Source organism: Vibrio hannami (genome assembly GCF_029589055.1).
GTDB lineage: Bacteria > Pseudomonadota > Gammaproteobacteria > Enterobacterales > Vibrionaceae > Vibrio > Vibrio hannami.
Genome location: NZ_JARQZP010000006.1, coordinates 169,588 through 187,801, shown reverse-complemented (window position 1 = coordinate 187,801; position 18,214 = coordinate 169,588). Strand labels below are relative to the sequence as shown.

At 44.0% G+C, this 18,214-nt stretch carries 8 protein-coding genes, 5 tRNA genes and 4 pseudogenes; 6 read left to right on the top strand and 11 right to left on the bottom strand.

From position 1 onward, the window contains the following. Nucleotides 1-77: 77 nt before the first annotated feature. The 9 genes and pseudogenes from P7F88_RS12150 to P7F88_RS12110 all read right to left on the bottom strand — a co-directional run bounded on the left by P7F88_RS12150 (nt 78) and on the right by P7F88_RS12110 (nt 7,174). Entirely contained in the window at nt 78-1,016 is a 939-nt protein-coding gene (locus P7F88_RS12150) for an ABC transporter permease (RefSeq protein WP_277825064.1), read from the bottom strand. Between the two features lie 2 nt (nt 1,017-1,018). Next, nucleotides 1,019-1,995, bottom strand: a pseudogene (locus P7F88_RS12145) (ABC transporter permease). A 224-nt stretch (nt 1,996-2,219) separates the two neighbouring features. Then, nucleotides 2,220-3,774: pseudogene (locus tag P7F88_RS12140) on the bottom strand (ABC transporter substrate-binding protein). A 147-nt stretch (nt 3,775-3,921) separates the two neighbouring features. Continuing rightward, nucleotides 3,922-5,627: pseudogene (locus P7F88_RS12135) on the bottom strand (dipeptide ABC transporter ATP-binding protein). Between the two features lie 878 nt (nt 5,628-6,505). After that, a tRNA-Pro gene (locus P7F88_RS12130) sits at nt 6,506-6,582 on the bottom strand. Nucleotides 6,583-6,729: 147 nt separating this feature from the next. Further along, nucleotides 6,730-6,805: transfer RNA gene (locus P7F88_RS12125), tRNA-His, on the bottom strand. Between the two features lie 48 nt (nt 6,806-6,853). Next, nucleotides 6,854-6,930 (bottom strand) — tRNA-Pro (locus P7F88_RS12120). A gap of 54 nt (nt 6,931-6,984) precedes the next feature. Continuing rightward, nucleotides 6,985-7,060 (bottom strand) — tRNA-His (locus P7F88_RS12115). A 37-nt stretch (nt 7,061-7,097) separates the two neighbouring features. Beyond that, nucleotides 7,098-7,174 (bottom strand) — tRNA-Arg (locus P7F88_RS12110). A 280-nt stretch (nt 7,175-7,454) separates the two neighbouring features. Between P7F88_RS12110 and P7F88_RS12105 the strand changes: the two genes are divergently transcribed. Then, complete coding sequence (locus P7F88_RS12105) at nt 7,455-7,871, top strand: c-type cytochrome (RefSeq protein WP_277825062.1); 417 nt, start codon at nt 7,455-7,457, stop codon at nt 7,869-7,871. A 67-nt stretch (nt 7,872-7,938) separates the two neighbouring features. Here P7F88_RS12105 and rep read toward each other — a convergent pair whose 3' ends face one another. Then, nucleotides 7,939-9,954, bottom strand: coding sequence for a DNA helicase Rep (rep, locus tag P7F88_RS12100; protein WP_277825060.1), 2,016 nt, complete (start codon nt 9,952-9,954; stop codon nt 7,939-7,941). Between the two features lie 211 nt (nt 9,955-10,165). Here rep and P7F88_RS12095 point away from each other — a divergent pair, with 211 nt between their 5' ends. The 4 genes from P7F88_RS12095 to ubiK all read left to right on the top strand — a co-directional run bounded on the left by P7F88_RS12095 (nt 10,166) and on the right by ubiK (nt 15,367). After that, a complete protein-coding gene (locus tag P7F88_RS12095; protein WP_277825058.1) occupies nt 10,166-10,741 on the top strand; it encodes a TetR/AcrR family transcriptional regulator in 576 nt (191 codons plus the stop codon). Nucleotides 10,742-10,765: 24 nt separating this feature from the next. Next, entirely contained in the window at nt 10,766-11,878 is a 1,113-nt protein-coding gene (locus P7F88_RS12090) for an efflux RND transporter periplasmic adaptor subunit (protein WP_277825765.1), read from the top strand. A 14-nt stretch (nt 11,879-11,892) separates the two neighbouring features. Continuing rightward, nucleotides 11,893-15,009 carry a multidrug efflux RND transporter permease subunit gene (locus P7F88_RS12085; RefSeq protein ID WP_277825056.1) on the top strand — a complete coding sequence of 1,039 codons (3,117 nt, stop codon included), beginning with the start codon at nt 11,893-11,895 and terminating at the stop codon, nt 15,007-15,009. A gap of 103 nt (nt 15,010-15,112) precedes the next feature. Continuing rightward, entirely contained in the window at nt 15,113-15,367 is a 255-nt protein-coding gene (ubiK, locus tag P7F88_RS12080) for a ubiquinone biosynthesis accessory factor UbiK (protein ID WP_277825054.1), read from the top strand. A 305-nt stretch (nt 15,368-15,672) separates the two neighbouring features. On the opposite strand, the gene ilvC is transcribed toward ubiK, so the two are convergent. Beyond that, a complete protein-coding gene (ilvC, locus tag P7F88_RS12075; protein WP_277825052.1) occupies nt 15,673-17,157 on the bottom strand; it encodes a ketol-acid reductoisomerase in 1,485 nt (494 codons plus the stop codon). Between the two features lie 151 nt (nt 17,158-17,308). Between ilvC and ilvY the strand changes: the two are divergent. Then, nucleotides 17,309-18,200 (top strand): annotated as a pseudogene (ilvY, locus tag P7F88_RS12070) (HTH-type transcriptional activator IlvY). The last annotated feature ends 14 nt before the right edge of the window (nt 18,201-18,214 follow it).

Sequence of the window (18,214 nt, the reverse complement as noted above, 5' to 3'; positions counted from 1 at the left end):
CAATGCAAAAAAAGAGCCGTATTTGATACGACTCTTCTAGTTTATGTAGCTTTAAGGTTAAAGATCAATCGGTTTGGTCACCCTTTGTATATTTTCGGGTTAAATACATCCCTTAACCAGTCACCCAACAAGTTGATTACCAGAACCAGAGTTACCAGAACAAACCCTGGGAACGCAGTAATCCACCACGCACCAGAGAAAATGTAGTTAAATCCGATACTAATTAAGGCACCTAGCGATGGCTGATCAACCGGAAGACCCAGACCAAGGAAAGAAAGCGCCGCTTCTGACATGATAGCGTTTGCTACCTGGACTGTTGAGATAACCAAAATTGGAGACAGGCAGTTCGGCAGAATATGACGGAACATAATGCGTGGAGACTTAAAGCCCATTACGCGAGCTGCCTCAACGTACTCTTTCTTCTTCTCTGCAAGAACCGATGCACGAATAGTACGAGCATACTGTGGCCACTCAGCCACACCGATAATCACCACCAGCATGATAACCGCATACTGACTATAGAACTCACTGCCAAAGCTAGCTTTAAAGATTGCCGACACAATGATGGCAACCATCATGGTAGAGAACGAAAGCTGCACATCAGCAAAACGCATCAGGAAGCTATCAATACGGCCACCAAAGTAACCCGCAGACAGGCCAATGACGATACCCAAAAACAACTGAAGTCCTACGGCTAAGAAACCGATAGTCAGGGATAGGCGAGAACCGTAAAGAATCGTCGAAAGAATGTCACGACCTTGTTCGTCAGTACCGAGGACGAATCGCTCATCACCATCTTCCATCCATGATGGAGGAAGCTCTGAGTCCATAATATCAATAGAGGACAGGTCATATGGGTCTGACGGCGCGATCAGCGGTGCCGCAATCGACATAACCAGGAATAACATAAATACGGTAAAACTAGCCATCGCCACTTTGTCGCGAAGGAAGTAGTACATAAAATCAGATTGTCTGAAACGCTCCCAACGACCTGGAACTGTATTTTCTTGACTCATTCTTAAGCTCCTTTACCAGTCAGGTTTACAGTTGGGTTAATCAGACCATACATAAGGTCAACGATGGTGTTGGTTACTACAAACACAAGACCAACAAAGATTACGTATGCTGTGATAAGTGGCGTATCAACCCGGTTTATTGCTTCTAAGAATAGGAACCCAGTACCCGGCCATTGGAATACCGTCTCTGTAAGAATGGTATACGCAACCATGGTACCAATCTGAACACCACCAACAGTAAGTACTGGAAGCATGGTATTTTTCAGAGCGTGCTGATAGTAAATTTTGTTCATCGCCAGACCTTTTGCCTTAGCGAACTTAATATATTCTGAGCTCAGTACTTCCAACATCTCAGAGCGAACAAGGCGAATGAATAGCGGCAGCATAATGGAGGCCAGTGCGATACTTGGCAGTATCAGATGTGCAAGACCATCCATAGTAAAGAAACCAGACTCCCACCAAGTACATTAGCGGTTTCCCCTCGACCATAGGAAGGTAACCACTGCAGCTCTATAGAGAAAACATACATCAACATAATCGCGGTAAGGAATACCGGGATGGAGATACCAACACTACTCAAGGCCATCACTACCTTAGTAAATATACTTTTTGGATGGATAGCGGAATAAACCCCGAGTGGGATTGATAAGCAAACAATTATTAAGGACGCACCGAACACCAGTTCAAGTGTCGCCACCAGTTTATCGAGAATAACCTCTGTCGCTGGTTTTTTGAAAAAATAAGATGTACCAAGGTCGCCATGAAGCGCATTGGTTACAAATCTCGTATATTTGGTAATAAACGGGTCATTCAGGCCAAGCTCATCACGAAGAGCCTGACGCTCTGCTTCCGAGACTGACTGACCAACAAGCTCACGCAACGGGTCACCCAGGTTATCTTGTATTGCAAACGCCACAAGGCTGATTACAAACATCACTATTATTGCCTGATACAGGCGCTTGACCAGAAACGAAAACATTCCCTGTCCCTCTGTAAATCAATATTCAGTCTTAAATTTCAGTCTAAAAATGGCACCCAGCCCGACTGAAATAAGGCAAGGCACCAAAAAATAATCACTAAGCTCATCATTCCTGCGAAGGCAGGAATCTAAATAACCTGATCATCAACTTATACTTACTAATGAGCGTTATTAGATCCCGGACAATCGCTTAGGCGATTTCCGGGATGACGGCTATGTGTTTTTTATTTAACTTCCAGGTCACCGAAGTACGGGAAGTTCATTGCGTTCACGATAGGCGCGATATCAACGTTAGATTTTGCACCCCAAGCAAGGTTCTGCCAGTGTAGAGGTACAAACGCAGCTTCGTTGTAAAGCGTTGCTTCAACCTGCTGTAGCATCTTCGCTCGCTTAGCTGGATCTGTTTCAACGTTAGACTCTTCAACCAGACGGTCTACATCAGCATTTGAGTAGTGACCACTAGTTGTACTGACCACGACCGGTTTCTTCGTTACGAGTCATTGTCAGGAATTCAGAGAAGTTCGCAGAATCCTCTGTATCCGAGTGCCAACCGATCATCATCATGTCTGCAGCACAAACATCGAACTCAGGCCAGTACTGCGCTTTAGGAAGAGTTTTCAGATCAACCTTGATACCGATCTTAGAAAGCATTGCAGCCGCTGCTTGAGCAATCTTCGCATCGTTCACGTAACGGTTGTTTGGAGCCATCATTGTTAGAGAGAAGCCATCTGCATAGCCAGCTTCTTTCATTAGCTCTTTAGCTTTTTTCAGGTCGTAACGAGGAACAAGGTTCGCATCGTAACCAGCGTAGCCTTCTGGACCTTGCTGACCAGCAGTTGTCGCGAAGCCTTTCATGATTTTCTTCACGATACCTTCGTTGTTGATCGCGTGTACAATCGCCTGACGAACACGAACATCTTTAAGCGCTTCGTTGCTGTTCTGGTTCATCTGGAAAGTGATGATACGAGTACCAGGTAGCGTTACCAGATCAACATTTTTCGCATCTTTAACGCGCTTGTGGTCGTTAGGTGCAACTGGTGCAATCATATCTACGTCACCAGAAAGAAGTGCAGCAACACGAGTTGCGTCTTCTTTGATTGGCACTAGAGTTAGCTTATCTACGTTACCTTTAGACTCTTTGTCCCAGTAACCATCAAAGCGAGCGAACTCTACTTTTACGCCCTGCTCACGTGATGTAACAGTGAAAGGACCAGTACCAGATACGTTTGTAGATGCGAAAGAGTTACCGTGCTTAACAACTTCAGCTTTATCTTTACCGTCAGCAGTTTCACCAGAGTAGAACTTGCTGTCCATTGGGAAGATGTAAGTTGCAGTCTGTAGCACTAGAGGGTAAGCACCAGTAGAAACGATATCTACAGTGTAATCATCCACTTTAACCATCTTCTCATATGGTGCAAAGATAGCTTTAAAGTCTGGAGAAGCTTTCAGACGATCGAATGTCCATACAACATCGTCTGCAGTCATCATGTTACCAGAGTGGAATTTCACGCCTTCACGTAGTTTGAAACGGAAAGTTTTGTCGTCTACACGTTCCCAGCTTGATGCCAAGCGAGGTTCAAAATCCAGTTTTTGTGTGTAGCGGACTAGAGGGTCAAATACCATGTGAGACATTTGCAGTGTACCACCAGATAGCTGCTCATGCGGGTCCAGTGATACTGGGTCTGCATCGTAAGCTACTGTGATATCTGCAGCAGCAGCGCTAAAAGATAGGCCAGCAGCCATTAGAGCCACTGCTAGTTTGGTCTTAATGGTTTTCATTGCATAACTCCTTATGCGGGAATCCGAATCCCTGTTTGTTTTGTTGTATTTGCTTCTGTTACTTTTGTTGTTCCAGAGCTGATTGGCTCAAGAAATCTTTCTGTCTGCTGAGTAAAACGGCATCCCAACAGACAAAAATTCGACAGCTTATAATTCCTCACGAAGTCCGGTAAATTCCGGCATCAATGAGATAAGTTGCTTGCTGTATTCGTGTTGTGGTTCTTTAAATAATTGTTCTGTAGGAGCTACTTCCAGTAGCGTACCCATCTTCATCACACCAATGCGATCACACATCTGGCGGATAACTGGTAAGTCATGGCTGATAAACAGCATGGTCAGATTTAGCTCATCCTGAAGGTCTTTTAGCAGGTTAAGGATTTGAGCTTGAACCGATACATCTAGTGCCGATGTTGGTTCATCACAAATAAGAAGACGAGGACGAGTCGCCAATGCACGAGCTATCGAAATACGTTGGCGCTGACCACCAGAGAACTCATGTGGATACTTCACACCTGCCATTTTTCCTAAACCTACATGCTCTAGTAGATCGTTTACGATTTGGCGAGTCTCTGCCTCGTTACGTGTCAGTTTATGGAAACGAATAGGCTCTGCAATGATATCGAATATCTTCATTCGCGGGTTCATTGAGGTGTATGGGTTCTGGAACACCATCTGCATCTGACGACGCATTGGGCGACGTTCTTTTTCAGATTTCAAAGAAGTAAGGTCAACGCCTTCAAACGTTACTTTACCTGCATTTGGTTCATACAACCCTGCAATTACTCGTGCGATAGTAGATTTACCAGAACCAGATTCACCTACCAGCCCAAAGGTTTCACCCTCAAATACTTCAAAGCTTACGTCATTAGATGCCTGAACATACTCACGACGGCTTTCAAACAGCGAGTCTTTGGTTACAAAACGCAGACTCACATTCTCAACATTTAATAGAGGGCCCGCATATGAACGATGATCCTGGCTCTGACCAAGCCAATGGTTCTTAACATCAAGAGGCTCCATTTCATGAGCTTCTTCTATATAGCTAACAAGAGGGAAGCGATCCAGTTTTCTATCTGAGCGAGGTACAGCTGAAATCAGGCTGCGAGTATAGGAGTGATCTGGGTCGCCAAGTACTTTTTCTGTCTTGCCAAACTCAACCAAATCACCACGGTACATTACTGCAACTTTATCGGTAACGTTAGATACTACACCCATATCGTGGGTAACCAGCATACAGCCTACATTATTCTTAACACACAACTCACGGATAAGGCTCAGGATCTGATCCTGGATGGATACATCCAGAGCAGTTGTTGGTTCGTCTGCGATAATTAGATCCGGTTCACCAGCCAATGCGATAGCGATTACCACACGCTGACGCATACCACCAGAAAACTGGTGAGGGAACTGTTTGAGACGGTTTTCTGGTTGAGGTATACCAACCTGCTTCATCAGATTCAGAGCTCTTTCGTAAGCTTCTTCATCAGACACCTTCATATTGGTGTGAATCGTCTCTTTTAGCTGGTGCTCGACAGTAAAAAGAGGGTTTAGAGATGTCATCGGATCCTGGAAAATAAAGCCGATTTTAGATCCGCGAACTTTGCGCATCTCTTCTGGCTTCAGACCCGAGATTTTTCCCCATCAAGATAAACATCGCCGCTTGCGATGAGGCCAGGAGGGCTCAATAGATCGATAACAGCATTGCCTACCGTTGATTTACCTGCACCAGACTCACCTACAACACCTACAATCTCACCACGTTCAATAGAAAACGATAACTCCTTTACCGCTGCATGCACACCATGACGCGACGGATATTCGATACGTAGGTTCTTAACTTCTAAAAGGGACATTACCAGACCTCTAAACTGCGTGGGCATCTAGCCCAGTCTGCAAAATTGATTCCATTCATCACCAGAATAAAGTACTGGCAAAACACTAACTGACAAATTTGGCAAAAAATTCACACAAAAGCAACAATAATAGGATAAAAGATGGTAAAAAAGTGGATTTGAAGCATAGTTGCGTAATATTTATGCATGAAATGTGGTTTTTATGCATAACCATCCACGCATCAAATAATCCATATTTCGTTAACACATCAGAATAATTCACCAATAAACACAAAAACATCAAGATCAGAAGCCAAAATTACAACTAATGACATATGAATTATTATTCCAGCCCAATTTTAACAAAACAAAAACAAACACCACAAACCAAGGTCAGGTTAGAGCATAAACCTAGAAAACAACAACAAACCCAAACATAACACTAATTCACATTAGAAATAGCATACGCTATATCCATTGTTAAATTAGGCTATTTACACTATTAAAGTAAGGAGTCGCTGTTTAGATCGGAACAAAGATATAAACATAGACCAAAGTGCACCATTTTGATCAGAAATCTTGCCCCGAACTGGGGAAAGTTAGAGGTAAAAGCGGTTAGGTATCCAAGTTTACTGAACTACAGATGCAAAAAAACCCAGCATTTCTGCCGGGGTTCAATATAGTGGTCGGTGAAGAGGAATTCGATCGGACTGGCGTTCCAGCCCCCGACCTCAGCTTGCAAAGCTGATAAAACGAAAAAGGCCTCGTCGTTTGACGAGGCCTTGTGTAATGGCTGGTGAAGAGCCAATTCAAAGAACAGGCGAACCCCAACTGGTTATCCATATTTACAGTTCTGCAGATACACAAAACCCCAGCATTTCTGCTGGGGTTCAATATAGTGGTCGGTGAAGAGGGATTCGAACCCCCGACCCTCTGGTCCCAAACCAGATGCGCTACCAAACTGCGCTATTCACCGACGTAGTTTTGGCTCAGAAATTCGATTCAGAGGGTCGCCCTCTGATCCGCTATTCCTAAACCCGGAGATGCACTATCAAAAAGCGCTATTCACCGACTTTTATTTTGTTTAGAAGCTCTAAACAGGAAGCTAAAGCTACCTAAATAATGGGGTGGCTAACGAGACTTGAACTCGCGACAACCGGAATCACAATCCGGGGCTCTACCAACTGAGCTATAGCCACCACTGAGAGATGTAAAAGCCCCAGCGTTTCGCTGGGGCTTCCTTGTAGTGGTCGGTGAAGAGGGATTCGAACCCCCGACCCTCTGGTCCCAAACCAGATGCGCTACCAAACTGCGCTATTCACCGACTAAGATTTCGCTTCGAATCAATTCAAAGCAGGAAGCAAAGCTACCTAAATAATGGGGTGGCTAACGAGACTTGAACTCGCGACAACCGGAATCACAATCCGGGGCTCTACCAACTGAGCTATAGCCACCACTGATTTCACCGATATAAACACCCTCCGGGATAAATGGCGCGCCCGAAAGGATTCGAACCTTCGACCTTTGGCTCCGGAGGCCAACGCTCTATCCAGCTGAGCTACGGGCGCATGCCCTATCGGCGAGTGGAATAATACGTATATCACCATGCCTCGTCTAGCTTTTTTTGCAGTTTTTTTATTATTTGTTGTCTTTTTCAACAGTTAGGATGTGATTAACCGCTAATCATGGTGATCTTGCTGTTTATCGCAACATATTTACAGGATATAATCACGCGACATTTACAATAAGTTAACAAACAATTATCAGCGAATTTATCTAATACAAACACTCTAACAATATTAGTAGATAAGCAAACCTTATAAAAATGAAAACTGTAAAGTGAGCAAAATGGATATGTCTCGAAAATTAATTTGCGTGTTATTTGCTGCAATCACGACCTTTTCTACCGCGACTTTAGCCTCTAAAGTGAGTGATGAAGAGTATCAAGCTATTGCAGATCGTATTAAGCCCGTTGGCGATGTTTACCTTGCTGGTGCAGAGCCTGTTGTTGAAGAACCTACTGGCCCTCGTGATGCAGCCACCATTTACAATACCTTCTGTACTGCATGTCACTCAACTGGCGTGTCTGGTGCTCCGATAAAAGGCGACGCTGGACAGTGGGCACCGCGTATCGCTCAGGGTAAAGATATAATGAACGACCATGCGATCAATGGCTTCAATGCTATGCCAGCAAAAGGGTCATGTATGGATTGTTCAGACGATGAAATCATCGCAACCATAGAGTATATGATTGAAGGTCTATAAATAGAAAACGACTGACAGGTACAAAAAGGATTGAGTGATTTGCTCAATCCTTTTTTTGTTCTAAGAGTTATTTCTTAAATAGAGATTTGAGATTGGCAATATGCGCCTGACCTTTTGCCATCCTTTCTTCCTGAGATACAGGTTTCTTAACGGTTTCCCACTCCACATCATCAAAAGGAAGCTCATCGAGAAAGCGACTGTGCTGAGGTTTGATGAGTTCACCAAACTGACGACGCTCTTTGCATAGAGTAAATGTCAGCTCTTTCTGAGCCCGTGTAATTCCTACATAAGCCAGACGACGCTCTTCCTCAACATTTTCTTCATCAATACTGGTTTGGTGTGGCAAGATGCCTTCTTCTGACCCCATCAGATATACATATGGAAACTCAAGCCCTTTGGACGCATGAAGTGTCATTAGCTGAACCTGGTCGGCATCGTCGTCATCTTCACCTCGTTCCATCATATCTCTGAGAGTCAGCCTCTGAACCACTTCTTTTAGTGTCTTCTCTTCCTGATCGTAGTTATCACCCTCGAGGTCAGCAACAATCCAGCTATAGAGATCTGAGACGTTCTTCATTCTCATTTCAGCAGCTTTGGCGCTTGAAGAGGTCTCGTATAGCCAGTCTTCATAGTTTATGTCACGAACAAGAGAGCGAACCGCTTCAACTGTATTTCCTCTCTCAGCGTTATCTGATATCGCAACAACCCACTGGGTAAACTTGCGCAGGTTATCCAGACCACGGCCAGATAAATGTTGTTCCAGTCCAAGCTCAAAGCTCGCCTCAAACAAACTCTTACCTCGCATATTGGCGTAACTGCCCAGCTTTTCTAAGGTAACTGGGCCAATTTCCCGACGAGGTGTATTTACGATTCGAAGAAACGCATTATCATCATCCGGATTCACAAGAACCTTCAAGTACGCCATGATGTCTTTAATTTCAGCCCTAGCAAAGAATGAGGTACCTCCGGAAATCTTGTATGGAACCCGGTTCTGCATTAATGACTTCTCTATGAGTCGAGACTGGTGATTCCCTCGATATAAAATCGCATAGTCTTTATAGTTGGTACGATTCAAGAAGCGATGCGCAATTAGCTCACCTGTTACCCTTTCTGCTTCATGGTCTTCGTTCTTTGCAGTAAGAACTTTTATCTTTTCCCCCTCAGGGATTTCAGAAAATAGTGTTTTCTCGAAAACATGAGGATTGTTTGCGATCAGGATATTCGCAGCCCGAAGAATACGGCTGGTTGAGCGGTAGTTTTGCTCAAGCTTAATTACTCTCAGATTTGGATAGTCCTGGCTAAGCAGAACCAGGTTCTGAGGCTTAGCACCACGCCATGAATAGATGGACTGATCATCATCACCCACAACGGTAAGCCTTCCACGCTCACCAACGATCAGCTTAACCAACTCATATTGACTGGTGTTGGTATCCTGATACTCGTCCACTAACAAGTAGCGAATTCTGGATTGCCAACGTTGGCGCACTTCTTCATTAGTTTTGAGAAGTAATACCGGCATTAAAATGAGATCGTCAAAATCCAGAGCGTTATAGGCTTTCATCTGGTTCTGATACATTTCAAAGCAGAAGGCAAATAAGTGCTCCTGTTCTGAGCGAGCGTTCGCCTTGGCCTGCTCTGGAGAAAGCATGTCATTCTTCCAGTTTGAAATAGTACTCAGTAACATACGAAGCAGATCTTTATCGCCATCTAGCTGCTTTTCTGTCAGTTCTTTCAATAACGCTAGCTGATCCTGGTCATCAAATAGCGAGAAACCCGCTTTTAAGCCAAGCGCTTTGTATTCGCGTCGAATGATATTCAAGCCAAGGGTATGAAAGGTGGAAACCATTAACCCTCGGGATTCTTTTTTCCCAAGAGTCTGAGCAACACGTTCTGTCATCTCCCTTGCGGCTTTATTGGTAAAGGTTACCGCAGCGATATTTCTGGCTTTGTAATCACACTGCTGCACGAGGTAAGCAATTTTGTTGGTAATAACTCGTGTCTTGCCTGAACCAGCACCAGCCAGTACCAAACATGGTCCTGATACAAATTTTACGGCTTCGTCCTGTCTTGGGTTGAGCTTCATCGAGTTACCTGAATCATACTGAAGAATTGGCTGCCTATAATAATCGCATGGCGACATTTTTACTACGGCATCTAGCCTTACACTATTTTCTACAGAATGTGATCTCTTTCCGCTGAAAACCGTACAAAATATAACCGTAAAAAGTTTGCGGTTGAAAAACTGTAACTAAATGTGAAACAATGAATGAACGTTCATTCATTTTGATAGAAACATGGTAGCAAATACATCAGACAAGAGAGTCTTAATTCTTAATGCAGTTGAAAAACTAGTGGCAAAAGAAGGATTTGAAGGCATTTCTATGCAAAAGCTCGCGAAGGAAGCAGGTGTTGCTGCAGGTACTATCTATCGATATTTTGAGGATAAAACTCACCTTTTAAGAGAAACACGCCTACATAGTACAGCTAAAACAGCTGATATCATTCAGGCTGGTGTTTGCGATGATCTCCCTCTTAAAGAGAGATATCGAATCTTTTGGCTAAATATCTGGAAATACGCTCAAACTAAAAGCGCGGTACAAGCTCACCTGTTATACGAGCAGTTTCAACCAGATGATATAGAGCAAGTTCAAAAGCTCGAAAAAGAGATGTTTTTCAAGATAGAACAGATGTTTGATGAAGGAAAATTAAACGGATTATTTAAGAATCTTGACAATAATTTGCTGGCAGGCGTTAGCTTGGAAACAAGCGCAACACTCGCCAGGAAGCAGAGAAAAAGTTGTGCAAAGCTAACTGAAGAACAGATAGAGCAAGCTATCGAAGCCAGTTGGGATGCATTAATAAAACACTGATTTGGGGATCAGAAAACGATGAAAATGAAAAAAGTTGGGTGGATGCTAGGAGCACTCATTGTAGCTGGCGGGCTATTTGGCACCGTTATCTACAGCAAAATTACCGGCTTTCAGCAAATGAAAGAAGCGATGGCAAACAGGCCAGAGCCAGAATTTCCGGTAACTACAGTAAAAGTAGACACTGTGAATTGGATTCCAACCATTCAGGCAATAGGCTTTATTGAACCAAATCAAGGGGTGACTCTTACTTCCGAATCAAACGGTGTTATTAAGAAAATTGAATTCCAGTCTGGTGAAACTGTCAGCAAAGGTAAGAAGCTTGTCATTCTTGATACTGAAGTAGAAAAAGCAAACCTGGAAAGTGCTAAAGCGCGATTCCCAGCCGCTCAAGCAAAATATAAGCGATACGAAGGGCTTTATAAAAAAGGTTCTGTATCGAAAGAGTCTTTTGATAGTGCTGAAGCAGACTATTTCTCTCTAAGAGCCGATATCCAGGCACTTGAAGCAGCTATTGACCGTAGGGAAATATCGGCACCATTTGATGGTATTGTTGGTATTCGAAACGTGTTCCTTGGCCAGTATTTGCAGCCAGGTACTGAGATCGTCCGCCTTGAAGATACCAGTGTAATGCGCTTACGCTTTACTATTCCTCAAACTGACATTTCCAAAATTTATCTTGGCCAGGAAGTGGATATCGCTGTTGAGTCATACCCAGAAGAGACCTTCAAAGGCTCTATCTCAGCAGTGGAACCAGCTGTAGATCACCAGACTGGTCTGGTACAGGTTCAGGCAGATATTCCAAACAATGGTGGAAAGCTTCGTAGCGGCATGTTTGCTCGAGCTGAAGTTATTCTTCCAACTATCCACGATCAGGTCGTTCTTCCGCAGACCGCTATCACTTATACCTTATATGGTGACAATGTTTATGTTGCTTCTGAAGTAGATGGAGCACTGCGTGTTCAGCAGCAGGTTGTAAAAGTTGGTGAACGTAAAGAAGATATTGCACATATCCTCGAAGGCGTAAAAGCCGGAGACGTTATTGTGACTTCAGGACAGATTCGTCTGAGAAACGGCGCAAAAGTAAAAGTTGTTGAAAGCGACGCGCTTAATACTCCTGATGAAACACCAATGCTCTAATCAGAGGATTTAAAATGCGTTTTACAGACATTTTTATTAAACGTCCGGTACTTGCCGTATCTATCAGCTTTTTGATAGCACTGCTTGGTTTGCAGGCTATCTTCAAAATGCAGGTACGAGAATATCCGGAAATGACGAATACCGTGGTAACAGTCACAACCAGTTACTACGGTGCAAGTGCCGATCTAATTCAGGGTTTTATTACTCAACCTCTAGAGCAGGCCATCGCTCAAGCAGATAATATCGACTTTATGACTTCACAGTCCGTTTTGGGTAGTTCAACCATTACGGTAACAATGAAGCTGAATACAGATCCTAACGCCGCGCTATCAGATATATTGGCAAAGACTAACTCTGTTCGTTCTCAGCTACCTAGTGAAGCTGAAGATCCAACGGTAACCATGTCTACGGGCTCAACAACTGCGGTTCTTTATATTGGTTTCACCAGTGATGAACTAGCGTCGAGCCAGGTTACGGACTACCTTGAGCGAGTTATTGATCCACAGTTATTCTCTGTGAATGGTGTTTCTAAAGTCGATCACTATGGTGGTACCAAATACGCAATGCGTATATGGCTGGATCCAGCAAAGATGGGCGCTTATAAGTTAACCGCAACAGAAGTAATGAACATTCTGAGAGCGAATAACTACCAGTCTGCAACTGGTCAGTCTATTGGTGAGTTTGTTCTTTATAACGGTAGTGCAGACACTCAAATCTCTAGTGTTGATGAACTAAAACAGCTGGTTATTAGGCAAGATAATGGCGAAGTCATCCGACTAAGTGATATCGCGAAGGTTACCAGAGAAAAGAGCCACGATTATGTAAGGGCAAATGCTAACGGGCGCGAAGCTGTAGTTGCAGCAATAAATGCAGCGCCTAGTGCAAACCCGATCAATATTGCTAAAGACGTTCTTGCTATTCTCCCTGAATTGCAAAAGAACATGCCTAGCAATATTGAAATGAACGTTCTTTATGACTCGACGGTTGCAATCAACGAATCGATCAATGAAGTAATTAAGACTATTGCAGAAGCTGCCCTTATTGTATTGGTGGTAATAACCCTGTTCCTGGGTTCCTTCCGAGCAGTAATCATTCCAATTGTTACTATCCCTCTATCACTAATTGGTGTAGCGATGGTAATGCAATCAATTGGATTCTCCTGGAACCTAATGACGCTGCTGGCAATGGTTCTGGCAATCGGCCTAGTGGTGGACGATGCTATCGTTGTTCTTGAAAACGTAGACCGTCATATCAAACTTGGTGAGTCTCCTTTCAGAGCTGCCATTATCGGTACTCGTGAAATCGCAGTTCCAGTTATTGCGATGACTTTAACACTTGGTGCTGTATACGCTCCTATCGCAATGATGGGTGGTATTACCGGCTCCTTATTTAAAGAGTTTGCATTAACACTGGCAGGTTCGGTATTTGTATCAGGTATCATTGCACTAACATTGTCTCCAATGATGTGTTCAAAGATGCTTAAGGCACACGATAAGCCAAGCTGGTTTGAAAGTCGAGTACACAGTTTGCTTGACCGAATGACCGAGGGTTACTCGAAAATCCTTGGTAAAGTGATGCAAAACCGAGCTTCTATAATTCTGTTCTCGGTACTCGTAGTAGTTGCGCTTCCTGTCTTATTTAAGCTAATCCCGAGTGAGCTAGCACCCTCAGAAGATAAAGGTATTGTTGTGCTAATGGGTACAGGCCCATCCAACGCAAACCTCGATTATCTTCAGAATACTATGGCTGGTGTAAACGAGATTATGGCCGAACAGCCTGAAGTTGCCTATTCACAGGTATTTGTTGGTGTTCCTCAGTCGAACCAGGCGTTTGGTATTGCTTCTATGGTTCCATGGAGTGAGCGTGAAGCAAGCCAGGCTGAAGTAACAGGTCGTGTTGGCAAACTGATTAAAGATGTTCCCGGGATGGCAGTTACTGCGTTCCAGATGCCAGAACTTCCTGGTGCTGGTTCTGGTCTGCCGATTCAGTTTGTTATCACAACACCAAACAACTTCGAAAGCCTGTTCCAAATTGCTACCGATGTACTGGTTGAGACGATGCAGAGCCCGAACTTCGCATTCTCTAACATTGACCTGAACTACGATTCAGCAACAATGAAGATCAGTATCGACAAAGATAAAGCTGGTGCATATGGCGTGACGATGCAAGACATTGGTATTACGCTAAGTACTATGATGGCTGATGGTTACGTTAACCGTATAGACCTTGATGGTCGTTCGTATGAGGTTATTCCTCAGGTAGAACGTAAATACCGCTTGAACCCAGAAACAATGAAGAATTACTACGTTAAATCTTCAACTGGTGCAGCGATTCCTCTGAGCAGCCTGATTGAAATTGATGTAGTTGCTGAACCAAGAGCGCTACCACACTTCAACCAGCTAAACTCCGCAACCATTGGTGCAGTACCTATGGTTCCAATGGGAGACGCAATCGCATGGTTTGAGGACATCGCAGAAACCAAGCTACCTGCTGGCTATACTCATGATTACATGGGTGAAGCTCGCCAGTTTGTGACTGAAGGCAGTTCACTAGTGACAACCTTTGGTCTGGCACTGGCGATTATCTTCCTAGTTCTGGCTATTCAGTTTGAATCATTAAAAGATCCAATCGTAATCATGGTATCTGTACCACTGGCAATATCAGGAGCTTTGGTTGCTCTGGCCTGGGGCTTCGCAACGATGAACATCTATTCGCAAGTAGGGCTTATCACGCTAGTTGGCCTGATAACCAAACACGGTATTCTTATTTGTGAAGTTGCAAAAGAAGAGCAGCTAAACCATGGCAAGAATCGAATGGAAGCGGTAATGGAAGCAGCGAAAGTTCGTCTTCGCCCTATCCTGATGACAACAGCTGCGATGATTGCAGGTCTGATCCCGCTAATGTACGCAACTGGTGCAGGTGCCGCTCAGCGCTTCAGTATCGGTATTGTAATCGTTGCTGGCCTGGCTATAGGTACACTGTTTACTCTGTTTGTTCTTCCGGTGATTTATACATTCCTAGCCGAGAAGCACAAGCCACTTCCAGTGTTTGTTGAAGACAAAGACCTGGAGAAACTGGCAAGAATTGATGAAGCAAAAGCGGCTCAAAGAGAAGTTTCTGCTCATCACTAATAAGAGCTAGTTAGGTTAAAGGTCACTTCGGTGGCCTTTTTTATTGGGCATAGCGTATTAAATTGCATAAAATGAGCGCATATCAAAAGGAGTTTTATTAGTTATGTTTGACCCAAAAAAATTAGAACAAGTTGCTAAGCAAATTCATGAGTCTATGCCTGCACCAGTGAAAGAGCTGGGTGCGGATGTGGATGCAAAAGTCCGCCAGGTAATTCAAGGCCAGCTAAACAAGCTGGATGTAGTAAGCCGTGAAGAGTTTGATGTACAAACTCAGGTTCTGCTTCGCACTCGCCAGAAGCTAACAGAGATGGAGCAGAAACTGGCAGATCTTGAAGCTAAGCTTTCTGATAAAGAATAAATAGAGGTTTTAGAGAGCAATGGGGCACTGGCGATTGGGTTAATGTTTCTCAGGACACCGTGAATACATCCCTGTAGGCTTGGACACAGCATCCATGCTGTGAACACCTGATAAACATCAGCCCAACCACCTCTCACTACCTTCTAAATTAACAAAGGGCTTGGTCAAAACCAAGCCCCTTGTCTTTAGAACCTTTAGGGAAGTAAATTACGCAGGGTTATGGGTTGAGTTCAAGGAAAAGGCGCGGAGTTTACGATAGTAAATGAGCACCTTTGACGCAGAAATCAGCCCATAGGACCAGTAATTTAGCCGCCAACGGCGATACGCTTCATATCAGTCATGTAACCACGTAGCTCTTCACCAATGTACTCAACTGGGTGGTTGCGGATAGCTTCGTTAACTTCAATCAGAGTCGCGTTATCAACCTGGTTTGAAGTTTCACCTAGACCTTTACCGATTACGTCAGTACCAACTTTAGGCATGAACTTCTCGCGTAGAAGCGGAGTAGCAACGTTAGCAAATAGGTAGTTACCGTATTCAGCTGTGTCAGAGATTACTACGTTCATTTCGTATAGACGCTTACGAGCAACTGTGTTTGCGATTAGCGGTAGCTCGTGTAGAGATTCGTAGTATGCAGACTCGTCGATGATACCTGAAGCTGTCATTGCTTCGAACGCTAGCTCAACACCTGCACGAACCATAGCGATCATCAGGATACCGTTATCAAAGTACTCTTGCTCTGGGATTTCTACATCTGATTCTGGGTAGTTTTCGAACGCAGTCTCACCAGTCTCTGCACGCCAGCCTAGAAGGTTAACATCATCGTTAGCCCAGTCAGCCATCATTGTGCTTGAGAACTCACCCTGGATGATGTCATCCATGTGCTTGTTGTAAAGTGGACGCATTAGCTCTTTTAGCTCTTCAGAAAGCTCAAACGCTTTGATTTTCGCTGGGTTAGACAGACGATCCATCATGTGAGTGATACCACCGAACTTGAGTGCTTCCGTGATAGTTTCCCAGCCGTACTGAAGAAGTTTACCAGCGTAACCAGCATCGATACCGTCAGCAATCATCTTCTCGTAACATACGATAGAGCCAGCCTGTAACATGCCACAAAGGATGGTTTGCTCACCCATAAGGTCAGATTTAACTTCTGCAACGAAAGAAGACTCAAGACAACCCGCACGGTGACCACCTGTAGCTGCAGCCCAGGCTTTAGCGATATCCCAACCTTCACCTTTAGGATCGTTCTCCGGGTGAACAGCGATTAGTGTAGGTACACCAAAGCCACGCTTGTACTCTTCACGTACTTCAGTACCAGGACACTTAGGTGCAACCATTACTACTGTAAGGTCTTCACGAATCTGCATACCTTCTTCAACAACGTTGAAACCGTGAGAGTAACCTAGCGCAGCGCCTTCTTTCATTAGAGGCATTACAGTTTCAACAACATTTGTGTGTTGCTTATCTGGAGTCAGGTTAACAACAAGGTCTGCCTGAGGAATTAGTTTCTCGTAGCTATCTACCACAAAGCCATTTTCGCTCGCGTTTTTGAACGACTGACGCTTCTCATCGATTGCTGCCTGGCGCAGTGCATAAGAAACATCAAGGCCAGAATCACGCATGTTAAGACCCTGGTTAAGACCCTGAGCACCACAACCTACGATTACAACTTTCTTACCTTTCAGGTAATCTGCTTCATCCGCGAACTCTTCGCGATCCATGAAGCGACAACGACCTAACTGGTCTAGTTGCTGACGTAGGTTTAGTGTATTGAAATAGTTAGCCATTTTTAAAGACTCCTTTAAGAAACTTTCCGTTGGTCGACTTTCTTTGTCGAATGTCCACATACTAATGCAGGATTTAAATTGCTTAAAGTGATATATTCACAATTAGTTATTGCGCTTTACGCAACACACTTTATCGAGAAAATAATGACTTATGAACATTAAAAGCCTGCAGTTATTTATCCATTTGTGCGATAGCAAAAGCTTCAGCAAAACCTCGGCTGCTATGCACATCAGTCCTTCAGCACTTAGTCGTCAGATTCAGAAACTTGAAGAAGAGGTAGGTCAAAGCCTCTTTATCCGGGACAACAGAAGTGTAGACCTAACCAACGCAGGTAGAAAACTTTTTACCTGTCGCTTTATCAATTACTGGGGATTGGCACTCATATCGCTCTGATCTTTCAGAACAATCTAAAGAGCTGGAAGGGGAGATACGACTGTTCTGTTCTGTAACTGCTAGCTATAGCCACTTACCAGATCTACTTAATGATTTTCGCCTAAACTACCCGCAGATAGAACTCAAGCTCTCTACTGGCGACCCGGCACAGGCAATAGATAAGATTCTAGAAGACGAAGCGGATATCGCTATATCTGCAAAGCCAGAGCAGTTACCAGCAAGGCTGGCTTTTGAGACTATCAGTACAATTCCATTATCAGTTATTGCTCCAAATGGGGTTAGTAGCTTCTCATCCGAATTACAGAAAGATGATCCGGATTGGAATCAAATCCCGTTTATTCTTCCAGAAGCAGGTACGGCAAGAGATCGAGCCAATAGCTGGTTTAAAAAAATGAAGATTAAACCCAATATTTATGCTCAGGTATCCGGTCACGAAGCGATTGCAAGTATGGTGGCGTTGGGGTGTGGTATAGGAATTGCGCCTGATGTTGTGATTAACAACAGCCCGGTAAAAGATAAGATTCAGAGGCTCAAAGTGGACTCTATTAAACCATTTGATCTTGGTATCTGCTGCAACCGTTCAAGACTAAACGATCCGCTTGTTAAAGCCTTATGGGAGCTAGCCGAAGGGAAATTTATCGCTCCTTAACGTCTACCATTCTA